This is a genomic window from Microbacterium sp. KR10-403, assembly GCF_040196215.1.
Classification (GTDB): Bacteria; Actinomycetota; Actinomycetes; order Actinomycetales; family Microbacteriaceae; genus Microbacterium.
The window spans coordinates 109,842-129,938 of record NZ_JBEGDC010000005.1; the positions used below are offsets into that span (position 1 = coordinate 109,842).

Consider the following 20,097-nt stretch of genomic DNA (forward strand, 5'->3'; position numbering starts at 1 on the left):
GCCGTGACCACCATCGTCGACACCGCCCGCGACCGCATGCAGTCGGCCAAGGACGCGTCACGCACGGTGGGGCTGCTCTCCGACGCCGCCAAGCGTGACGCGTTGCTGGCCGTCGCCGACGCCGTCGCGTCATCCGCCGACCGTGTCATCGCGGCGAACGGCGAAGACCTCGCTCGCGGGCAGACGAACGGGCTGTCGACCGCCCTGCAGGACCGCCTGCGTCTCGACGAGACCCGCGTCGTGGCTCTCGCCGATGCGGTGCGCGACATCGCGGCGCTGCCCGACCCGGTGGGCCGGGTGCTCGACGAACGGACGCTGCCGAGCGGCGTGCGCCTGCAGAAGGTCTCGGTGCCGTTCGGCGTGGTCGGCGCGATCTACGAGGCGCGCCCGAACGTCACCGTCGACATCACGGCGATCGCGCTGCGCTCGGGCAACGCCGTCGTGCTGCGCGGCGGATCTGCGGCGCAGCGCACCAACGCCGTCCTCGTGGACGTGATCCGCGAGGCGCTCGAGGGCGCCGGTGTGGATCCCCGTGCGGTGCAGAGCGTCGATGACTTCGGTCGTGACGGCGCGCGTGAGCTCATGCATGCCCGCGGTCTCGTCGACGTCCTCGTGCCACGGGGGAGCGCCCAGCTGATCGAGACGGTCGTCACCGAGTCGTCCGTCCCCGTCATCGAGACGGGCGCCGGTGTCGTGCACATCGTGCTCGACGCGAGCGCGCCGCTCGACTGGTCGCGCGACATCGTGGTGAATGCGAAGGTGCAGCGCCCGAGTGTGTGCAACGCCGTCGAGACGGTGCTGGTGCACCGGGATGCCGCGCCGCGCCTCGTCGGTCCGGTCGTGGCGGCCCTGCAGCAGGCGGGTGTGACCGTCCACGGCGATGCGTCGGTGGCGGCTCTCGCCGACGAGGTCGTCCCTGCGACGGAGGAGGACTGGGCGCTCGAGCATCTGAGCCTCGACCTGTCGATGCGCGTGGTCGACGACCTCGACGACGCGCTGGCGCACATCCGCCGCTACTCGACGCATCACACCGAGTCGATCATCACGACCGACGACGCCAGCGCAGAGCGCTTCCTCGCCGAGGTCGACTCGGCCGTGGTCATGGCGAACGCCTCGACGCGCTTCACCGACGGCGGGGAGTTCGGGTTCGGCGCCGAGGTGGGCATCTCGACGCAGAAGCTGCATGCGCGGGGGCCCATGGGGCTGGCCGAGCTGACCAGCACGAAGTGGCTCGCGCGCGGTGCAGGACAGGTCCGGGCATAGCGCCTAGACTGAGGGATGGCGCGTAAGCGCCCAGGAACGACACGAACGGAGTCCCGATGACCTTCGCCCCGCTGATCGCCTTCGCCGCCGAGGAGGCCGAGCACTCCGGCAACGTGATGCTCGAGACGGTGTGGTACCCGATCATCGCCCTCTGCGTGTTCTTCTTCCTCGCCATGGTGACGCTCTCCTACAAGAACGTCGCCAACCGTCACGCGCACAAGGCCGAGGCCTACGCGAAGGAGCACGCGGACGACGCACCGCAGGCGGGTCACGGCCACTAGGCCCACCGTATGACGGCGTCGCGGCCCGAGCGCATCGGGGTCATGGGTGGGACGTTCGACCCGATCCACCATGGCCACCTCGTCGCGGCGTCCGAAGTGGCGGAGTCCTTCGACCTCGACGAGGTCATCTTCGTGCCGACCGGCCAGCCGTGGCAGAAGCAGAAGGTCTCGCCGAGTGAGCACCGGTATCTGATGACCGTCATCGCGACGGCATCCAACCCCCGTTTCACGACGAGTCGGGTCGACATCGACCGCTCCGGTCCGACGTACACGATCGACACCCTCCGCGAGCTGCGTGCGGAACGGCCCCATGCGGAGTTCTTCTTCATCACGGGCGCCGATGCCGTAGCGCAAATTCTCAGTTGGAGGGACCATGATGAACTATGGGATCTTGCGCACTTCGTCGCCGTCTCCAGGCCCGGCCATGTTCTGAACACGGACGGCTTGCCGAGTGACGACGTGAGTCAGCTGGAGATCCCCGCCCTGGCGATATCGTCGACGGATTGTCGGCAGCGCGTCCGTGAGGGCCACCCCGTGTGGTACCTCGTCCCGGACGGCGTCGTCCAGTACATCGCAAAGCATCATCTTTACCGGAGCAAGGCATGAGCACACCCGATCAGCCGCTCACGCGTCGGCAGCTGCGTGAGCTGCGCAACACCGGCGTCACCCCCGTGGTCACGCCCGCGACCGCGTCAGACAACGCGGAGGCGGAGCAGGATGCCGTGGCCGCCGTGCCTCCGGCTGTGCCGCAGCCCGAACCCGCGCCGCAGCCCGATCCCACGCCCGCCCCTGTCGCTGCACCCGCGCCGTTGCCGCGCGCGGCAGCGCCCGCACCGGTGCACACCGCTCCGGTCCCCGACCACAACGTCGATCTCGGCGCCACACCGCTGACCCGCCGCCAGGCCCGCCAGCAGGAGCGCATCCGCACGGCGTCCGTTCCCGTCATCACGCCCGAGGTCGCAGGGGCAGCCGCTTCGTTCCCCGCCCTGCGCCCGGCAGCGACCACGGTCGCGGAGCGGTCGCCCTGGGCTCCGCCCGAAGAGGCGGCTCCGAGCACGCCCGCGCCCGCGGCGCACGAGCCCGTGGTGCCCGCACCGGCTCCCGTGCCGGTGGCGCAGCCCGAACCCGAGCCGTCCTTCGAGCAGCTGCTGGGCATCGACGCGTCCGCCGAAGACGCCGCGCCGGCGGCCCCGCAACCCGCTCAGGCCGCACAGGCCGCTTCTGCCGCTCCTGCGAGCGAGAAGCCTGTGCTGAACCCCGCCTTCGGCGCGCATCTGCTCGCCGGTGACGCGAAGGCGCCCGAGCCGGCCGCCTCGTTCGAGCAGCTGCTCACGCGCGACACCGCGAGCACCGGCAGCACGTCCGCACCGCACGCGCTCATCATGTCGCAGACCTCGGCACCCCTCGTCGCACCGATCGCCGGCACCGGCGAGGTGCTCGTGACCGGCACGTTCGCGTTGCCGGAGGGCCTCGGTTCGACCGGACACGCCGTCGGCACCGCCGACGGCAAAGAGGTCGACGCGATCCTCGTCGACGGCGAGCTGCCCGCGCACTCGTCGCCCACGCCGATCGCCGCCAGCGCCGCGGTCAGCACGATCAAGACCAACGACGAGGTCATGCAGGCGCCCGCCCCCGAGAAGGGCGGCAAGCTCATGCTGTCGCTCGCCATCACCGCCGGCGTGCTCGCGCTCGCCCTTGTCGGCGTGCTCGTCTACGCCCTCGCTTCTGGAGTCATTTCGTGACAGCAACCCCACAGGGACTCGACATGCTGGCCGTCGCCGCGGCCGCCGCACAGGCCAAGGGCGGTGAAGAGCTCGTCGCCCTCGACGTGTCCGAGCCGTTGCCGCTCGTCGACGTCTTCCTCGTCGTCTCCGGTCGCAGCGAGCGCAATGTCGCCGCCATCGCCGACGAGATCGAAGACAAGATGCTCGAGGCAGGCTACAAGCGCCTGCGCCGCGAGGGACGGCAGGAGGCCCGTTGGATCCTGCTCGACTTCGGTGACCTCGTCGCGCACGTCTTCCACGAGCAGGAGCGCGAATTCTACGGTCTCGAGAGGCTGTGGAAGGACTGCCCGGTGCTGCCGATCGCCGAGGAGCAGCCGGCCTCTGTCGGCTGATGGCTCGATTTCGTCGGTGCCCCGGAATGTAGTAATCTAAACGGGTTGCTTCGAGAGCTTCGAAGTGATTCTGGGCCTGTGGCGCAGCTGGTAGCGCACCTGCATGGCATGCAGGGGGTCAGGGGTTCGAGTCCCCTCAGGTCCACCAGAGAAACCCCCGGGAGAACCGGGGGTTTCGTCGTTCCGGCGGCACGTCCTCGCCGAAGGGGGTACGCACAGGGCATCCCTCAGCGGTGCGCGCCGTCGTACGGTATGGGCATGGACAACAGGAGCGAAGTCCGGGAGTTCCTCATGTCGCGGCGGGCGAGGCTCACCCCCGAGCAGGCGGGCATCACCGTGGCGGGCAACAGGCGCGTGGCAGGCCTGCGGCGCAGCGAGGTCGCGATGCTCGCCGATGTGAGCATCGAGTACTACACCAAGATCGAGCGGGGCAACGTCGCGGGCGTGTCCGACAGCGTGCTGGACGCGGTCGCGCGCGCCCTGCAGCTGGATGACGCCGAGCGCGAACACCTCTTTGACCTCGCCCGCGTCGCGCACGGCGGTGCGGAGCCGGTGAAGCGCCGCAAGCCGTCCCGGTGGGCGCCGCGCGAGACGCTGACCCGCGCCCTCGACGCCGTCACCGCCGGGCCGGCGTTCGTGCGCAACGGGCGCATGGATGTCCTCGCCACCAATGCACTCGGCGCCGCGTTCTACGACCATGTCCTCGAACCGCCGTCGCGTGGCAACCTGGCGCGGTTCGCGTTCCTCGACGAGCGCGCCCGCGATTTCTATTCGGACTGGGATGCCGCGGCCGATGTGACCGTCGCGATCCTGCGTACGGAGGCGGGGCGCGATCCGCGTGACAAGCGCCTGCACGATCTGATCGGTGAGCTCTCGACGTGCTCGGATGAGTTCCGCACCCGGTGGGGAGCCCACAACGTCCGACGGCACGGCTCGGGCACCAAGAGCTTCCACCACCATCTGGTCGGAGATCTCACCCTCGGCTATGAAGGGCTCGAGCTCACCGCAGAGCCCGGGCTGTCATTCCTGATCTACACGGCCGAATCGGGCTCGCCGAGCCAAGAGCGGCTGAACCTGCTCGCAAGCTGGAGTGCGACGCCCGCACCGCAGGTATCGGCCGACGTCGTGGCAGAGGGCTGAGATGCACACGAGAACGCTGGGCCAGGGACTCGAGGTCTCGGCGATCGGCCTCGGCTGCATGGGCATGTCGCAGAGCTACGGGGCGAACCCCGGCACGCGCGACGAGATGATCGGCGTGATCCGCTCCGCCGTCGACAGCGGAGTGACGTTCTTCGACACCGCGGAGGTGTACGGCCCCTACGAGAATGAGGAGCTCGTCGGCGAGGCGCTGCAGCCGATCCGCGGCGAGGTCGTCGTCGCCACGAAGTTCGGCTGGCGCATCGAAGACGTCAGGAGCGTCGGGCTGGACAGCCGTCCGGAGCGGATCGCCGAGGTCGCCGACGCCTCGCTGCGCAGGCTGCGCACCGACGTCATCGACCTCTTCTATCAGCACCGGGTGGATCCTGACGTGCCCATCGAAGACGTCGCGGGCGCGGTCGGTGATCTCGTGCGGGCGGGCAAGGTCCGCCACTTCGGGCTCTCGGAGGCATCCGCGGCGACGATCCGTCGTGCCCACGCCGTCTACCCGGTCACCGCCGTGCAGAGCGAGTACTCGCTGTGGACGCGCGATCCGGAGGTCGAGGTGCTGCCGGTGCTGGGGGAGCTGGGGATCGGGTTCGTGCCGTTCAGCCCGTTGGGCAAGGGCTTCCTCACCGGCACGGTGTCGACCGATACCGCCTTCAGTGAGGGCGACGTGCGAGCGACGATCCCGCGGTTCACCGAAGAGAACCGTGCGGCGAACCAGGTCCTGATCGACCAGGTGGCGGCGCTCGCCGCGGCGAAGGGTGCCACGCCGGGGCAGGTCGCCCTCGCCTGGCTGCTCGCCCGACAGCCGTGGATCGTGCCGATCCCGGGCACCCGCCGCACCGCGCGCATCGAGGAGAACGCCGGTGCCACGCGGGTGGCGCTGTCTGCCGATGAGCGCGCGGACCTCGACGCGCTCGCGACGCGCGTGGGCGTGCACGGTGATCGCTACAACGCCTTTCACCTCGGACTCGTCGGTCGCTGATTCCGCCGGGGGATGCGCTCCGAGTGCTTCGGTGATATAGTAAGCGCACATACTAATGAGGGGGATGTCATGTGGACAACGACGTACACGGCCGAGACGACCGCTGATGCCCGCGCCGTCTGGGCGGCGCTGGAGGCACTGCACTCGGGCATGCCGCTGGGGCCCGGTTCCGACAGCTTCGAGCTGCACGGTCCGTTCGAGGTCGGGACCACGGTGACGGTCACACCTCAGGGGCAGGAGCCGATGACCTCGTCGATCGTCGAGCTCGTGCCGGAGCGCGTATACGCCGACCGGACCGTGTTCGGGCGGGTGGCGCTGACCTTCCGCCATACGCTCGCGCGCAGGGCTGACGGCGGAACCAGGGTCTCGCACACGCTGGAGATCGATGGCTCCGACGCGGATGCCGTCGGACCCGAGTTGGGCCCTCAGATCAGTGGCGACTTCCCCGTGGCGATGGGGGAGCTGCTCGCGGCGGCGGAGCGCGGCGTACCGCGGATGTCGGCGTGACCGGCCTTGAGACGGCGTATCCCGATGCGTCGCTCAGCCCGGGTCTGGCGCTGTGGCGGGTCACCAACGCCTGGCAGCGGGCGATCCGTGCGGCGCTCGCGCCGCACGACCTGACGCACGTGCAGTTCGTCCTGCTCGCGTCGCTGACGTGGATGGACCGCAGCGAGCCCGTCACTCAGCAGGATCTGGCGGCGCATGCCGGCACCGACGTGATGATGACCTCGCAGGTCCTCCGCACGCTTGAGACGAAGGGATGCGTGTCGCGCTCGCGGCATCCCACCGATCGACGTGCGTACGCCCTCGCGCCGACGCCCGCCGGAGTGCGCCTCGCGAGTGCCGCGAACGCCGACGTCGAAGCGGCCGACCGGGAGTACTTCGGTGCGCTCGACGACGACGCGCGGGCCGTCTTCCTGCGCTGCCTGCAGACGCTGGAGGAGCCCTATCGAAGCCGCGGTCGCGCCCGTTAGATTGGCAGCACATGCTGGTGATCGACGGTCGGGGGAGACGACATGTACTACAGCAGTGGCAACTACGAGGCCTTCGCGCGGCCCCGCAAGCCGGAGGGCGTGGAGAAGAAGACGGCCTGGTTCGTCGGGGCGGGACTGACCTCGATGGCATCAGCGGTCTTCATGATCCGCGACGGGCAGCTGCCGGGGGAACGGATCACGATCCTCGAACGCCTCGAGCTTCCCGGTGGGGCGCTCGACGGCATCAAGAAGCCGGAGAAGGGCTTCGTCATCCGCGGCGGGCGCGAGATGGAAGACCACATGGAGTGCCTGTGGGACCTCTTCCGCAGCATCCCGTCCCTCGAAGTCGAGGGCTCGGTCCTCGACGAGTTCTACTGGCTCAACAAGGACGACCCCAATTACTCGCTCTGCCGCGTGACGTACGGGCAGGGGAAGGATGCCGAGACCCACAACCGCTTCGGGCTCAGCGATGCCGCGCAGAAGGACATCGTGAAGATCTTCCTCGCCTCGCGTGAGGAGATGGAGGACAAGCGCATCGACGAGGTGTTCGGCGAGGACTTCCTCGCCAGCAACTTCTGGCTGTACTGGCGCACGATGTTCGCGTTCGAGGAATGGCACTCGGCGCTGGAGATGAAGCTCTATCTGCACCGCTTCGTGCACCACATCGGGGGACTGCCCGACCTCTCCGCGCTGAAGTTCACGAAGTACAACCAGTACGAGTCGCTGGTTCTGCCGATGTACCGCTGGCTGCTCGACCAGGGGGTGACCTTCCGCTTCGAGACCGAGGTCACCGACATCGACTTCGCCTTCGACGGAGATCGGAAGCAGGCGACGCGGATCCACTGGCTCGCGGGCGGCGAGGAGAGCGGGGTCGACCTGGGGCCGGATGACCTGGTGCTCACGACGATCGGGTCGCTGACCGAGAACTCCGACGACGGCAACCACCACCGTGCAGCGTCGCTGAACGAGGGCCCCGCGCCGGCGTGGGACCTGTGGCGGCGGATCGCCGCCAAGCATCCGTCGTTCGGACGTCCGGACGTGTTCGGGGGCGACATCGCCAAGACGAAGTGGGAGTCGGCGACGGTCACGACGGTCGGGCCGGAGATCCCCGCGTACATCGAGCGCATCGCTCGACGCGACCCGTTCGCGGGCAAGGTCGTGACCGGCGGCATCGTCACGGCCAAGGACTCGTCGTGGCTGATGAGCTGGACGGTGAACCGCCAGCCGCATTTCACAGCGCAGGCACCCGATGAGATCGTCGTGTGGGTCTACGGCCTGTTCGTGGACGTCCCCGGTGACTACGTGAAGAAGCCCCTGCAGGACTGCACGGGCGAGGAGATCACCCAGGAGTGGCTCTACCACCTCGGCGTGCCGGTCGAGGACATCCCGCGGCTGGCGGCCGAGGGGGCGAAGACGGTCCCGGTGATGATGCCGTACGTCACGGCGTTCTTCATGCCGCGGCGGGCTGGTGACCGTCCCGACGTCGTTCCCGAGGGCGCCGTGAACTTCGCGTTCATCGGCCAGTTCGCCGAGACGACGCGTGACACCATCTTCACCACCGAGTACTCGGTGCGCACGGGGATGGAGGCGGCCTATCAGCTGCTGGGCATCGATCGCGGCATCCCCGAGGTCTTCAACTCGACCTACGATCTGCGCTTCCTCCTGAAGGCGACGACGCGCTTGCGGGACGGCGCGGAGGTGGAGCTGCCCGGGCCGAGGTTCATCGGCAACAGCGTCATCCGCAAGCTCGATCACACGCAGATCGGCCAGCTGCTCACCGACTTCGGGCTCGTGCCGGCGGTGGGCGACACGATCCAGCGCGATCGCAGCGACGACGCCGGCGCATGACCGCCGCGGGGGAGGAACCGATGCTCGAGCAGGCGGCACAGACGGGCCTGGAATGGTGGGATGAGCGCGGCCCGGTGTTCTCGACGATGGAGCACGGTGCCCGCGTGACCCGGATTCCGCCGGGCTTCGTCTTCCGTGAGCGGGCGACCGCCGACATCGCGGGGGCCGTCGCCTGCGCGGTGTTCGCCGCACTCGCGGTCTGGGGCGTGTCGCTCCTCTTCGTCGGCCCGAGCACGGACGGCGTGGTACCCGGCGGGCTCTGGTGGCTTGCGCTGGTGATCCCCGCTGCGCTGCTCTCGGGCGGGATCGCGCTGGGCATGACGCTGACGGCGCCCGACCGCTACGGGCGGGCGGGGGTCGGAGGTGCGCTCGCGGCGACCGGCATGGCCGGTGGCATCGCCGTCGGATTCGCGGTCACGGTGCTCCGCGTCGACGGAGCGATGCGGACGGTGCTCGCGGTCCTGGCGGCCGCGTTCCTGGTCACCGCCCTCGTCTGCGTGCTGTGTACACCGCCGGCGCTGCGACGCGCGAAGATCGAGGCGTCGCGCATCATGCGATTGCGCGAGAGCGGCGACCGGTTCACCGGGCGGGTGCTGGCGCCGCCGGACAGCGACACGTGGAAGGGCCGTGGCCCGGTCTCGATCCGGTACGACGACGGTGCGGGGGAGCGCACTCTGCAGGCGACGGTGCATGCGACGCCGTCGCGGGTGCCGACCGGGGGGACCCAGGTTCTGGTGTTCACCCGTTCGCCCGCCGGGGTCGCGCCGACGGCGGAGGGAGTGCACATCGAGCTCGACACCTCCATCGCCCCGCGGTTCTTCCCCCGGCCGCGCGAGTACGAGAGCGCGGGTGCCGACGGCGGGACCATGTGAGCACGGGTGCTCAGCTCGCGTAGCTCTCCAGCACCGGGCCGGGGTGCAGAACGCCGTTGACGATCGAACGGATCGCGAACTCGCTCGCGTGGGCGAGGTCGACCGCCGACGGGTCGAGAAGCCACTGCAGCTGCAGGCCGTCCATGACCGCCAGGATGGCCGCGGATGCGGCATCCACCGTCTCCGTCGACGTGACGCCCTCCTGCGCGCACAATTCGCGGAACGCGGTGGCGACGTCGCCGCGCAGCACCCGATAGCGCTCTTCGAAGTAGGGCCGGCCGGGGTGGTCATCGGTCACCGACTCGGCTGACAGCACCGTGTACACCTGGACGATGCCGGGGCGCTGCGCATTCGCGAGCGCAGTGCGCACGAGGTGCAGGAAAAGCTCAGGTCCGCCCGGGATATGCTGGTCGGCGAGTTCGGCGACATCCGTCTGATCCCGGTACGACAGCACCGCGAGCAGCAGATTCTGCTTCGACCCGAAGTGGTGGAGGACGCCGGCGTGCGTCATGCCGGCCTGTTCGGCGATGTCTGCCAGGGTGCCGTTCGTCGACCCCTTGCTCCCGAAGACATCCATGGCGGCCTGAAGAATCTCCGCATGCTTGCGCTGTGTGGCGGGTCGCATGCGCGCGCCGAGACCTTCAGCACCATCGGCCACGTTGGCTCCTTCGTCGAACATCACAAATCGGCAACTGTCACTTGTCAGCTTACCGATGAGTAGGTAATCTCACATCAACTTACTTTCTCGACAGTAAGTTTACCCACGGGGCACTGCCCCATCCATTGCACAAGGACCCGTGTCAAGGAGACGCAATGAAGCTCGGAAAGTCACTGATCGCGTGGACGGCGATCACCGTCCTCAGCGCCACAGCGCTGGCAGGATGCTCGTCAGGCGGCAGCAACGGCGACAAGGGGTCGGCGAGTTCCGGCTCGCTCACCGTCGCCAAGCCGGACGGATCCGGCGTCCTGTCGACGCAGATCAACAACCCGTTCATCGGCACGGGGTCGGGCATGTCGCTCGGCTACGACCGGATGATCTACGAACCGCTGGCCATGGTCAACCCGGTCGGCAAGAACGAGACGACCCCGTGGCTCGCCTCGAAGGTCGAGTGGAACAGCGACTACACGCAGCTGACCGTCACCCCGCGTGAGGGCGTGAAGTGGAACGACGGCGAGCCGTTCACCGCCGACGACATCATCTTCACGTTCAACCTGATCAAGAACACTCCGGCACTCGACCTGGGCGGCCTGAAGCTCGCAGACATCAAGAAGGACGGCGACAACGTCGTCATGACCTTCAGCGAGTCGAAGTTCGTCAAGCAGGGTGACGTGCTGCAGATCAGCATCGTCCCCGAGCACCAGTGGAAGGACATCGCGGACCCGACGAAGGATCCCGTGAAGGATGCCGTCGGCACCGGTCCCTACACGATCAAGACGTTCTCGTCGCAGGGCGTCGTCCTCGACGCGCGCAGCGACTACTGGGGTGGCGACGTTCCGGTGGGGCAGCTCAAGTACCTCGAGTACAACGACAACACCGGTCTGCTGCGTGCACTGCAGAACGGCGAGACCGACTGGGCGCAGATCTTCATCACCGACTACCAGACCAACTACGTCGACAAGGACCCCGATCACAACGTGTTCTGGGGCGCGAACGTGCTCAGCCCCGACATGATCCTGGTCAACACGACGAAGGCGCCGTTCGATGACGTCGCGTTCCGCAAGGCCGTGAACATGGTCGTCGACCGCAAGGCCCACGCCGAGAAAGCGCGCAGCAATGCGGGCCCGGAGCTGACCAGCGTCACCGGCATCCCGCAGCCGACGGGCGACCAGTACATCGCGCCCGAGTACAAGGATCAGAGCTTCAGCGTCGACGTCGACGGTGCGAAGAAGGTGCTCTCCGACGCCGGCTACACCTGGAAGGACGGCGCGCTGATCGACCCGAAGGGCAACCCGGTGTCGTTCACGCTGCAGGACCCGCAGGGCTGGAACGACTACGTGACCGGCATCCAGCTCGTCGCCACCCAGGTCAAGAAGACCCTCGGCGCGGACGCCAAGGTCGCCACTCCCGACGCCGACACCTGGACCACCAACATGGCGACCGGCAACTTCGACGCCGCGCTGCACTGGTCGGGTTCGGGCTCGAACCCCTGGCACATCTACGACGACGTCATGAACGGCGCCTACCTCGAGCAGGCCGCCGATGGGAAGGTGTCCGACAACTTCGGGCGCTACAACAACCCCGAGGCGACCGCCCTGCTGAAGGAGTACGCGCAGGCGTCCGACGACGCGACCCGCACCGCGGCACTCAACAAGATCCAGAAGATCTTCGTCGAGGACGTGCCCGCGATCCCGATCGGCACCCACCCGCAGCTCGCACAGTACAACACCCGCTCGTTCACCGGCTGGCCCAGCGAAGACGACCAGTACGCCACGGCCGACCCGACGCAGCCGTCGGCCGTGCAGGTGCTGATGAACCTGAAGCCCGCCAAGTAACGGTGCCTTCCCGGTCGTTGAGCGGAGCCCACGGGCCCCGCTCAACGACCGGGGTGCGAGAACGAAGGAACCCCCATGCCCGATTCCCTCCTGTCTGTGCGCGACTTCTCCGTCGTGTACGACGTGGACCCGCCGGTCAAGGCCGTGGCGAACGTGAACCTCGAGATCCAGCGCGGCGAGATCGTCGGCCTCGCCGGTGAGAGCGGCAGCGGCAAGACCACGCTCGCGTACGGTGTTCAGCGGCTGCTCAAGCCGCCGGCGGTGATCACGAGCGGCAGCGTCGTCTTCCACGACGAGAGCGGCGAGGACATCGACCTGCACTCTCTCGACGTCGAGCAGATGCGGCGGTTCCGCTGGGACCGCATCTCGATGGTCTTCCAAGGCGCGATGAATGCGCTGAACCCGGTCGCCACGATCGGTTCGCAGCTCGACGATGTGTTCGTCGTCCATCGTCCCGGCATGACCCGCAGAGACCGCCGTGCGGCGGTCGCCGAACTGCTGGACATCGTGAAGGTCGGCGCACAGCGTGCGCGGTCGTACCCGCACGAGCTCTCAGGCGGCATGCGGCAGCGCGTCATGATCGCGATGGCACTCGCCCTCCGGCCACAGCTCATGGTGATGGATGAACCGACGACGGCCCTCGATGTGCTGGTGCAGCGCGAGATCCTCAAGCAGATCTCGCAGCTGCGTCGCGAGTTCGGGTTCTCGGTGGTGTTCATCACCCACGATCTGCCGCTGCTGCTCGAGATCAGCGACCGCATCGCGATCATGCGCGATGGGGCGATCGTCGAACTGGCCGACGCGCGGGAGATCTGGAGCAACCCGCAGCATGAGTACACGCGCAGCCTGCTCAGCTCGTTCCCCCGGCTGACCGGCGAGAGGGGGGTGGTGGTGCGATGACCGTTCTCGAGTTCAGGAACGTCACCAAGATCTACAACGTCCGCGGGTCGGGACAGATCAAGGCCCTCGACGACGTGAGCTTCACGCTGCACTCCCGGCAGACGATCGGTCTGGTGGGCCAGTCGGGCAGCGGCAAATCGACGATCGCGAAGATCCTCACGCAGCTGGAGACACCGACGCGCGGTGAGGTCCTCCTCGACGGAGCGCCCATTCCCCGCAGCGGCAAGGGGCTTCGCCGGTATCGGCAGCAGCTGCGGATGGTCTTCCAGGATCCGTTCGCGTCGCTCAACCCGTACCATTCCATCCGCCACCACATCGAGAGGCCGCTGCGGCTGGACAAGGTGGTTCCCCGCGACGAGGTCGACGACGAGGTCCGCCGTCTGCTCGAACGCGTGCGGCTCGATGCCGACGCCGTCATGGAGCGGCGACCGCACGAGCTGTCCGGCGGCCAGCGTCAGCGCGTCGCGATCGCCCGAGCGCTGGCCTCCCGTCCGGCGCTCCTGGTCGCGGATGAGCCGGTGTCGATGCTCGACGTGTCGATCCGACTCGGTGTGCTGAACCTCCTCGCCGACCTTCAGCGCGAAGAGGGGCTCGGTGTGCTGTACATCACGCACGACCTGGCCACCGCGCGGCACTTCAGCGACGAGATCATGGTGCTCAACCAGGGCCGGGTCGTCGAGCAGGGCCCTGCCGACGACGTCATCCTCCACCCGCAGGACCCGTACACCCGCGAGCTGCGGGCGGCCTCGCCCGATCCCGAGGAGTTCTTCCGCACGGCCGGTGCACAGATTCAGGGAGGTGCGCGATGAGCGCCGAGATCACGACGCCGGTCGACCCGACACCGGTCGACCCGACGCTCGTCGGCACGACGGCGACCGTCGCCGAGCGCGGCGGTGTCCGCGTGCCGTGGCGGTTCATCGGCGGACGAGCGGCCTTCTACCTGTTCACGGCCTGGGCGGCCATCACCATCAACTTCTTCCTGCCGCGCATGATGAAGGGCGACGCGGTCGACGCCTACATGGCGCGCAGTCAGGGGCAGCTGCCGCCCGAAGCGGAGAAGGCGCTGCGTGCGCTTTTCGGTCTCGACAAGTCCGTCCCGCTCTGGCAGCAGTACTTCGACTACTGGGGCCGGCTGCTGCACGGTGACCTCGGCCTCTCGATCTCGACGGGTATGGCACCCGTCGGCCAGGCGATCGCCTCTGCGCTGCCGTGGACGCTCGGGCTCGTCGGCGTCGCGACCGTCATCTCGTTCGTCGTCGGCACGGTGCTCGGCGCGGTGATCGGATGGCGCCGCGGGGGACGTCTGGACGCCCTTGTGCCCATCACCACTTTCATGGGAACCGTGCCGTACTTCTGGCTCGGACTCATCTTCATCGCGATCTTCTCGACACTGCTGGGCTGGTTCCCCGCCGGCCATGCGTACGAAGTGGGGGTGGATCCGGGCTGGAACACCGCGTTCGTCTCAGAGGTGGTCTCCCACGCGGCCCTGCCCGTGATCACGATCGTGATCGCGTCGATCGGCGGCTGGGTGCTCGGGATGCGCAACATGATGCTCACCGTGCTCGACGAGGACTACATCACCGTCGCGCAGGCCAAGGGCATGCCGAACCGGCGCGTTCTCTGGCGGTACGCGGCCCGCAACGCGGTGCTGCCGCAGATCCAGAGCTTCGCTCTCGCGCTCGGCTTCATCGTCGGGGGCACGATCGTGATGGAGATGGTGTTCTCGTATCCGGGGATCGGCCTGCTGCTGCTCAGTGCCACCAACGCGAAGGACTACGCGCTGATGCAGGGGATCTTCCTCGTGCTCGTGCTGGCCGTGCTGATCGCGAACATCCTGGCCGACATCGCCTATGCGATCCTCGACCCCCGTACCCGTCAGACGGAGGCCTGACCATGACCGCTCCTGTGATGACCGCCCCGGCCTCGGAGGCCGAGGCGGCGAAGAGCAAGAAGACGTTCTGGACGCAGCTGTCGGCGTCGATGGCGATGTTCAGCAACCGGAAGTCGGCCGCGGGGCTGATCATCCTGGGCGTCTTCATCCTCGTGGCGATCTTCGCTCCGCTGATCGCCCCGTACGATCCGACCGAGCAGAACCTCGATGCGACCCTGCAGGCGCCCTCGTTCCAGCACCTTCTGGGCACCACGCACATCGGAGAGGACGTGTTCAGCCAGATCGTCTACGGCACCCGCGGCGTGCTCGTGGTCGGCTTCCTGGCGACGATCATGGCGACGGTGGTCGCCGTCGTGGTCGGTGTGACCGCCGGGTATCTGCGCGGATGGAAGAGCGAGTCGCTGTCGGCGCTGTCGAACGTGTTCCTCGTCATCCCCGGGCTGCCGCTGATGATCATCATCGCCTCGCAGTTCGCCGACCCGCCGCTGTGGATCATCGCCGCCGTGCTGGGACTGACCGGCTGGGCGTGGGGGGCGCGCGTGCTGCGCGCGCAGACGATGTCGCTGCGCAACCGCGACTTCATCCAGGCCGCGCGCGCCAACGGCGAGCCGCTGCACCGCATCATCCTCGTCGAGATGCTGCCGAACCTCATGGCGCTCATCGCCTCGAGCTTCGTCGGCACGATGACCGCGGCGGTGCTGGGCCTGACCACTCTGGCCTTCATCGGCGTCATCCCGGTGTCGAACCTCAACTGGGGGACCATCCTGTTCTGGGCGCAGCAGAACAGCGCCTTCCCCGACTACTGGTGGTGGTACGTGCCCGCGGGCCTGTGCATCGCCTTCGTGGGAGTCGCGCTCGCGCTGATCAACTTCGGCATCGACGAGTACGTCAACCCGCGCCTGCGCTCGGCAGGAGAACGCGCCCGGGCCATGAAGAAGAAGGGCCTCAACGTGAACGACGCCGTGACGGCCGTGCGGACCGCAGACGACGAAGAAAGCCAGGCATGACCATCCTCAGCACCTCCACGCTCCCGTACCGCGATACAACCCTCACCACAGCCGAGCGCGTCGCCGATCTCCTGGGGCGGATGACGCTCGAGGAGAAGATCGGGCAGATGCTGCAGCTCGACGCCCGAGGCGACCTGGACGACATCGTGCTTCAGCGGCACGCCGGCTCGATCCTGCACACCTCGCCGGAGCGGATCCTTCAGGCGAACGCGCTCACCGCGCGCACGCGCCTGGGCATTCCGCTCCTGGTCGCCGAGGACTGCATCCACGGTCATTCCTTCTGGCCGGGGGCGACGATCTTCCCGACCCAGCTGGGGCTCGCCGCCAGCTGGGACGCCGAGCTTCTCGAGCGGGTCGCGCGCGTCACCGCCGTGGAGGTGGCGGCCACCGGCATCCACTGGACCTTCTCCCCGGTGCTGTGCATCGCCCGCGACCTGCGCTGGGGCCGCGTCGATGAGACGTTCGGCGAGGACCCCTTCCTCATCGGAGAGCTGGCCTCGGCGATGGTGCGCGGCTATCAGGGCGCCGGGCTCGACGACCCGACGGCGATCCTGGCGACGGCGAAGCACTTCGCCGGCTATTCGGAGACCCAGGGCGGACGGGACGCCAGCGAGGCGGACATCTCCCGCCGCAAGCTGCGCAGCTGGTTCCTCCCGCCGTTCGAGCGCGTCGCGCGAGAGGGCTGCCGCACCTTCATGCTCGGCTATCAGAGCACCGACGGCGTGCCGATCACCGTGAACGACTGGCTGCTCAGCGACGTGCTCAAGGGGGAATGGGGCTATACCGGCACCCTCATCACCGACTGGGACAACGTCGGCCGCATGGTCTGGGAGCAGCACGTGCAGCCCGACTACGCGCACGCGGCGGCGGCGGCGACCCGCGCCGGCAACGACATGATCATGACGACGCCCGGATTCTTCGAGGGCGCACGGCAGGCGGTGGACGACGGGATGCTGCCGCCCGACGCGTTCGATGACGCCGTGGCGCGCATCCTCACCCTGAAGTTCGATCTGGGACTGTTCGAGGACCCGCGCCTCCCACAGGCCGGTCTCGACCGGATCGTCGGCTCGGACGAGCACGCCGCCCTCAACCTCGAGGCCGCGCGACGCTCGATCGTGCTCCTCGAGAACGACGGCACCCTGCCGCTGACCGACCGTGCGGCATCCATCGCCGTCGTCGGCCCGCTCGCCGACGACGCCCAGTACCAGCTCGGCGACTGGGCCGGCGGTTCCGGGCAGGCGGGCTGGCTCGACGGCCAGCCGCGCGCGATGATCACCACCGTGCTCGACGGCGTGCGCGCGCTCGCGCCGCAGGGCTCGACGGTCACGCATGCGCGGGGCGCCGACATCCTGACGATGCAGCCCGACCCGGCCGGGGCCACGTTCCCCGACGGGCAGCCGCGGCCCCCGGTGGTGCACGCGTGCCCGCCCGACGACGCGAGGATCGCCGAGGCGGTCGCCGCGGCCGAAGCAGCCGACGTCGTGATCGCGGTCGTCGGCGACCACATCGAGCTCGTCGGGGAGGGGCGCTCCACAGCCACGCTCGAGCTCATCGGCGGGCAGAACGCGCTCCTGGATGCGGTGATCGCGACCGGCACACCCGTGGTCGTCGTGCTCCTGGCGTCCAAGCCCCTCGTGCTGCCGGCTTCCGTGCAGCGCGCCGCGGCCGTGCTCTGGATCGCGAACCCCGGCATGCAGGGTGGCCGGGCGCTCGCCGAGGTGCTCACCGGTCGCGTCGAGCCCTCGGGGCGACTGCCGATCTCGTTCGCGCGCCACGCCGGGCAGCTGCCCATCTACTACAACCGCATCCGCGGGCAGCACGGCGACCGCTACGCCGATCTGACGCAGGCGCCGGCGTGGGCCTTCGGCGAGGGGCTGTCGTACACGACCGTCGAGTACACGGACCTCGCGCTCGCCGAGGCCCGGCTGAGCGAGTCCGACACGCTCGTCGCCGAGGTGACCGTGCGCAACACCGGGCAGCGCCCCGCACGCGAGACCGTGCAGCTGTACGTGTGCGACGACGTGACCTCGGTGAGCTGGGCGGAGAAGGAGCTCAAGGCGTACCGGCAGGTCGACATCGCTCCCGGCGCGTCCGAGCGGGTGCGCATCGAGCTGCCCGTCGCCGAGTGCACGATCGTGGATGCCGCGGGCCGGCGCCTGGTCGAAGCCGGCCGCTTCCACGCCCTGGTGGGCTCGTCGTCGCGCGACGCGAATCTGCTGTCGGCCGAGTTCAGCGTGCGGTGAGCACGGCCGCCGTGTCGGTGAGGGCGATCTGCGGCGGGTAGAGACCGAGCACGTGCAGGGCGGCGGCCTGGTTCTCGGCCGTGGACCCGGCGCACGCATCGGCGACGATCTCGACGTGCGCGCCGGCGTCGGCCGCCGGCAGCGCCGTGGAGATCACGCAGCAGTCGGTCGACACGCCGCACAGCACGAGGTGCGGTGCGGGGCCGGTGATCCGCTCGAGCGCCGGACCCCACTTGCCGAAGGTGGGGAGGTCGACGGTTGCGCGTGGTGACAGGCCCGCGGCATCCGGCACCAGCGCATAGAGGGGATCGTCGGCCGGCACGTCCGCGAACGGCCACGCGGCGAAGTAGTCGCCCCAGGCCGTCGACCGGTCGGCGGTGGGCAGCCACCGCGTCACGATGACGCGGTCGCCGAACGCGTCGGCGAGGCGCCGGATGTTCGCGAACGCCTCGGGGAAGAACGGCGAGCCCCAGTCCGAGTCGGGCGCCGCGAAGATCGCCTGCGGATCGATGACGACGAGCCAGCGGTCGGTCACACGGACTCCTGCCGACGGATCCGGCGCTCGCGTGCGAGCAGGGTCACCACGAAGCCGATCACCAGGGCGAAGAACACGCCGAGATTGGCGTAGGCCCAGTCGCCGTCCTTGCCCCCGATGAGGAACAGCAAGTAGCCCTGCCAGTTGTTCCAGCTGGCGTCCTCGGCGAAGTTGTTGATGACGAAGCCCCAGCCGATGACCGAGGCGACGACCATCGTGATGATGGAGGTCCAGTCCCACGACCCGTAACGGCCCTTCGGGTCGAACAGGGCGGCCTCGTCGTAGTCCTTGCGGCGGCGCAGGATGTCGGCGATGAGGATGCCGGCCCACGCCGCCAGCGGGACGCCGAGCGTGATCAGGAAGCTCTGGAACGGTCCGAGGAAGCTCTGGGCGAAGAACACGACCCAGATCGTGCCGAGGGTCAGGATGACGCCGTCGATCGCCGCGGCGGAGGGCCGCGGGATGCGGATGCCGAGGCTGAGCAGCGTCAGCCCCGACGAGTAGATGCCCAGGACCGCGCCGGAGACGAGGGCGAGGATCGCCGTGATGAGGAACGGCACGAGCACCCACACCGGGAGGATCTTCGCGAGGGCGCCGATCGGGTCGTTCTGCACGCCCTGGAACAGCTCGTCGTTCGAGCCCGCCAGCAGCAGACCGAAGATCACGAGGATCACCGGGGCGACGGCGCCGCCGAAGGTGTTCCACCAGATGATGGCGCCGTCCGAGGCCGTGCGCTTCTGGTAGCGCGACCAGTCGGCGGCGATGTTGATCCAGCCCAGGCCGAAGCCGGTCATGACCATGACGAGCGCGCCGATGACGTGGCCGATGTTGCCTGACGGCAGCGCCATGACGGCGCCCAGATCGATCTGCGGGATCGCGAGGATGATGTACAGGATCGTGACGATGCCGGTGATCCAGGTGAGCACCGACTGCAGCCGCATGATCGTGTGGTAGCCGAGCACCGACGCGGCGACGATGAGCGCCGCGACGATGAGGATCGCCACGATCTTCAGCCATACGCTGTCGCCGTCGCCGCCCAGCTGCGAGATGATCGTCGCCGTGGCGAGCACCGCGGTGATGGCCAGGAACGTCTCCCACCCGATCGAGGTGAGCCATGAGACGATGCCGGGCACCTTCTGACCGTGGACGCCGAAGGCGGCGCGCGAGAGCACCATCGTCGGCGCGGAGCCGCGCTTGCCGGCGATGGCGATCAGCCCGCACAGGAAGAACGAGACCACGATGCCGATCACCGAGACGACGGTGGCCTGCCAGAAGGAGATGCCGAAGCCGAGCACGAACGAGCCGTACGACATGCCGAACACCGACACGTTCGCGGCGAACCACGGCCAGAACAGGTCGCGGGGCTTCGCGGTGCGGTCGGACTCGGGGATGATCTCGATGCCGGTGCGCTCGATGAGCGTCGACGCCGGCAGGGTCTCGTCGGGTGCGGACACGTGTGCCTCCCAGGGGCAGAGTGGTGCGGGCATCCCCATCCTGGCACTTTCCTGTGAGTCGTGGGCGGTCTTGTGTCCGGAGAGACGGCGCG

20 protein-coding genes and 1 tRNA gene are annotated in these 20,097 nt (G+C 68.7%); 18 read left to right on the top strand and 3 right to left on the bottom strand.

Annotation, left to right across the window (positions count from 1 at the left end; all coding sequences use genetic code 11):
• Positions 1-3 precede the first annotated feature (3 nt).
• The 12 genes from ABMQ42_RS12250 (at position 4) to ABMQ42_RS12305 (ending at position 9,482) form a co-directional block, all read left to right on the top strand.
• Entirely contained in the window at positions 4-1,263 is a 1,260-nt protein-coding gene (locus ABMQ42_RS12250; RefSeq protein WP_349723277.1) for a glutamate-5-semialdehyde dehydrogenase, read from the top strand.
• A gap of 56 nt (positions 1,264-1,319) precedes the next feature.
• The gene (locus ABMQ42_RS12255; protein ID WP_349723278.1) at positions 1,320-1,544 is read left to right on the top strand and encodes a hypothetical protein; all 225 of its coding nucleotides are present in this window, start codon (positions 1,320-1,322) and stop codon (positions 1,542-1,544) included.
• Between the two features lie 9 nt (positions 1,545-1,553).
• The gene (gene nadD / locus ABMQ42_RS12260; RefSeq protein WP_349723279.1) at positions 1,554-2,150 is read left to right on the top strand and encodes a nicotinate-nucleotide adenylyltransferase; all 597 of its coding nucleotides are present in this window, start codon (positions 1,554-1,556) and stop codon (positions 2,148-2,150) included.
• The gene (locus tag ABMQ42_RS12265) at positions 2,147-3,286 is read left to right on the top strand and encodes a hypothetical protein (protein WP_349723280.1); all 1,140 of its coding nucleotides are present in this window, start codon (positions 2,147-2,149) and stop codon (positions 3,284-3,286) included. Before nadD ends, ABMQ42_RS12265 begins: the two co-directional genes overlap by 4 nt.
• Positions 3,283-3,660 carry a ribosome silencing factor gene (gene rsfS, locus ABMQ42_RS12270; RefSeq protein ID WP_349723281.1) on the top strand — a complete coding sequence of 126 codons (378 nt, stop codon included), beginning with the start codon at positions 3,283-3,285 and terminating at the stop codon, positions 3,658-3,660. The genes ABMQ42_RS12265 and rsfS overlap by 4 nt, the downstream gene beginning before the upstream one ends.
• 72 nt (positions 3,661-3,732) lie before the next feature.
• Positions 3,733-3,808, top strand: a tRNA-Ala gene (locus ABMQ42_RS12275).
• A gap of 110 nt (positions 3,809-3,918) precedes the next feature.
• Complete coding sequence (locus ABMQ42_RS12280; protein ID WP_349723282.1) at positions 3,919-4,800, top strand: helix-turn-helix transcriptional regulator; 882 nt, start codon at positions 3,919-3,921, stop codon at positions 4,798-4,800.
• Position 4,801: 1 nt separating this feature from the next.
• On the top strand, positions 4,802-5,788 hold the full coding sequence (locus tag ABMQ42_RS12285; RefSeq protein ID WP_349723283.1) for an aldo/keto reductase: 987 nt from the start codon (positions 4,802-4,804) through the stop codon (positions 5,786-5,788).
• Positions 5,789-5,857: 69 nt separating this feature from the next.
• A complete protein-coding gene (locus tag ABMQ42_RS12290) occupies positions 5,858-6,295 on the top strand; it encodes an SRPBCC family protein (protein ID WP_349723284.1) in 438 nt (145 codons plus the stop codon).
• Entirely contained in the window at positions 6,292-6,762 is a 471-nt protein-coding gene (locus ABMQ42_RS12295) for a MarR family winged helix-turn-helix transcriptional regulator (protein ID WP_349723285.1), read from the top strand. Before ABMQ42_RS12290 ends, ABMQ42_RS12295 begins: the two co-directional genes overlap by 4 nt.
• A gap of 42 nt (positions 6,763-6,804) precedes the next feature.
• Positions 6,805-8,610, top strand: a complete 1,806-nt coding sequence (locus ABMQ42_RS12300; RefSeq protein ID WP_349723286.1) for an oleate hydratase — start codon at positions 6,805-6,807, stop codon at positions 8,608-8,610.
• A 20-nt stretch (positions 8,611-8,630) separates the two neighbouring features.
• Positions 8,631-9,482, top strand: coding sequence for a hypothetical protein (locus tag ABMQ42_RS12305; RefSeq protein WP_349723287.1), 852 nt, complete (start codon positions 8,631-8,633; stop codon positions 9,480-9,482).
• Positions 9,483-9,492: 10 nt separating this feature from the next.
• Here ABMQ42_RS12305 and ABMQ42_RS12310 read toward each other — a convergent pair whose 3' ends face one another.
• Positions 9,493-10,161, bottom strand: coding sequence for a TetR/AcrR family transcriptional regulator (locus ABMQ42_RS12310; RefSeq protein ID WP_502884696.1), 669 nt, complete (start codon positions 10,159-10,161; stop codon positions 9,493-9,495).
• Between the two features lie 134 nt (positions 10,162-10,295).
• Between ABMQ42_RS12310 and ABMQ42_RS12315 the strand changes: the two genes are divergently transcribed.
• The 6 genes from ABMQ42_RS12315 (at position 10,296) to ABMQ42_RS12340 (ending at position 18,016) form a co-directional block, all read left to right on the top strand.
• The gene (locus ABMQ42_RS12315; RefSeq protein ID WP_349723289.1) at positions 10,296-11,975 is read left to right on the top strand and encodes an ABC transporter substrate-binding protein; all 1,680 of its coding nucleotides are present in this window, start codon (positions 10,296-10,298) and stop codon (positions 11,973-11,975) included.
• 75 nt (positions 11,976-12,050) lie between these two features.
• Positions 12,051-12,875, top strand: a complete 825-nt coding sequence (locus tag ABMQ42_RS12320; protein ID WP_349723290.1) for an ABC transporter ATP-binding protein — start codon at positions 12,051-12,053, stop codon at positions 12,873-12,875.
• Complete coding sequence (locus ABMQ42_RS12325) at positions 12,872-13,684, top strand: ABC transporter ATP-binding protein (protein WP_349723291.1); 813 nt, start codon at positions 12,872-12,874, stop codon at positions 13,682-13,684. The genes ABMQ42_RS12320 and ABMQ42_RS12325 overlap by 4 nt, the downstream gene beginning before the upstream one ends.
• A complete protein-coding gene (locus ABMQ42_RS12330) occupies positions 13,681-14,766 on the top strand; it encodes an ABC transporter permease (protein ID WP_349723292.1) in 1,086 nt (361 codons plus the stop codon). Before ABMQ42_RS12325 ends, ABMQ42_RS12330 begins: the two co-directional genes overlap by 4 nt.
• Before the next feature lie 2 nt (positions 14,767-14,768).
• Positions 14,769-15,773 carry an ABC transporter permease gene (locus ABMQ42_RS12335; RefSeq protein ID WP_349723293.1) on the top strand — a complete coding sequence of 335 codons (1,005 nt, stop codon included), beginning with the start codon at positions 14,769-14,771 and terminating at the stop codon, positions 15,771-15,773.
• Positions 15,770-18,016 (top strand): exo-beta-d-1,3/1,6-glucosidase, encoded by a 2,247-nt coding sequence (locus ABMQ42_RS12340; protein ID WP_349723294.1) that lies wholly within the window; start codon positions 15,770-15,772, stop codon positions 18,014-18,016. The genes ABMQ42_RS12335 and ABMQ42_RS12340 overlap by 4 nt, the downstream gene beginning before the upstream one ends.
• Here the strand turns inward: ABMQ42_RS12340 and ABMQ42_RS12345 are convergent.
• Positions 18,003-18,551 carry a cysteine hydrolase family protein gene (locus ABMQ42_RS12345; RefSeq protein WP_349723295.1) on the bottom strand — a complete coding sequence of 183 codons (549 nt, stop codon included), beginning with the start codon at positions 18,549-18,551 and terminating at the stop codon, positions 18,003-18,005. The genes ABMQ42_RS12340 and ABMQ42_RS12345 overlap by 14 nt on opposite strands.
• Complete coding sequence (locus tag ABMQ42_RS12350; RefSeq protein WP_502884697.1) at positions 18,548-20,038, bottom strand: purine-cytosine permease family protein; 1,491 nt, start codon at positions 20,036-20,038, stop codon at positions 18,548-18,550. Before ABMQ42_RS12350 ends, ABMQ42_RS12345 begins: the two co-directional genes overlap by 4 nt.
• Positions 20,039-20,097: the final 59 nt, after the last annotated feature.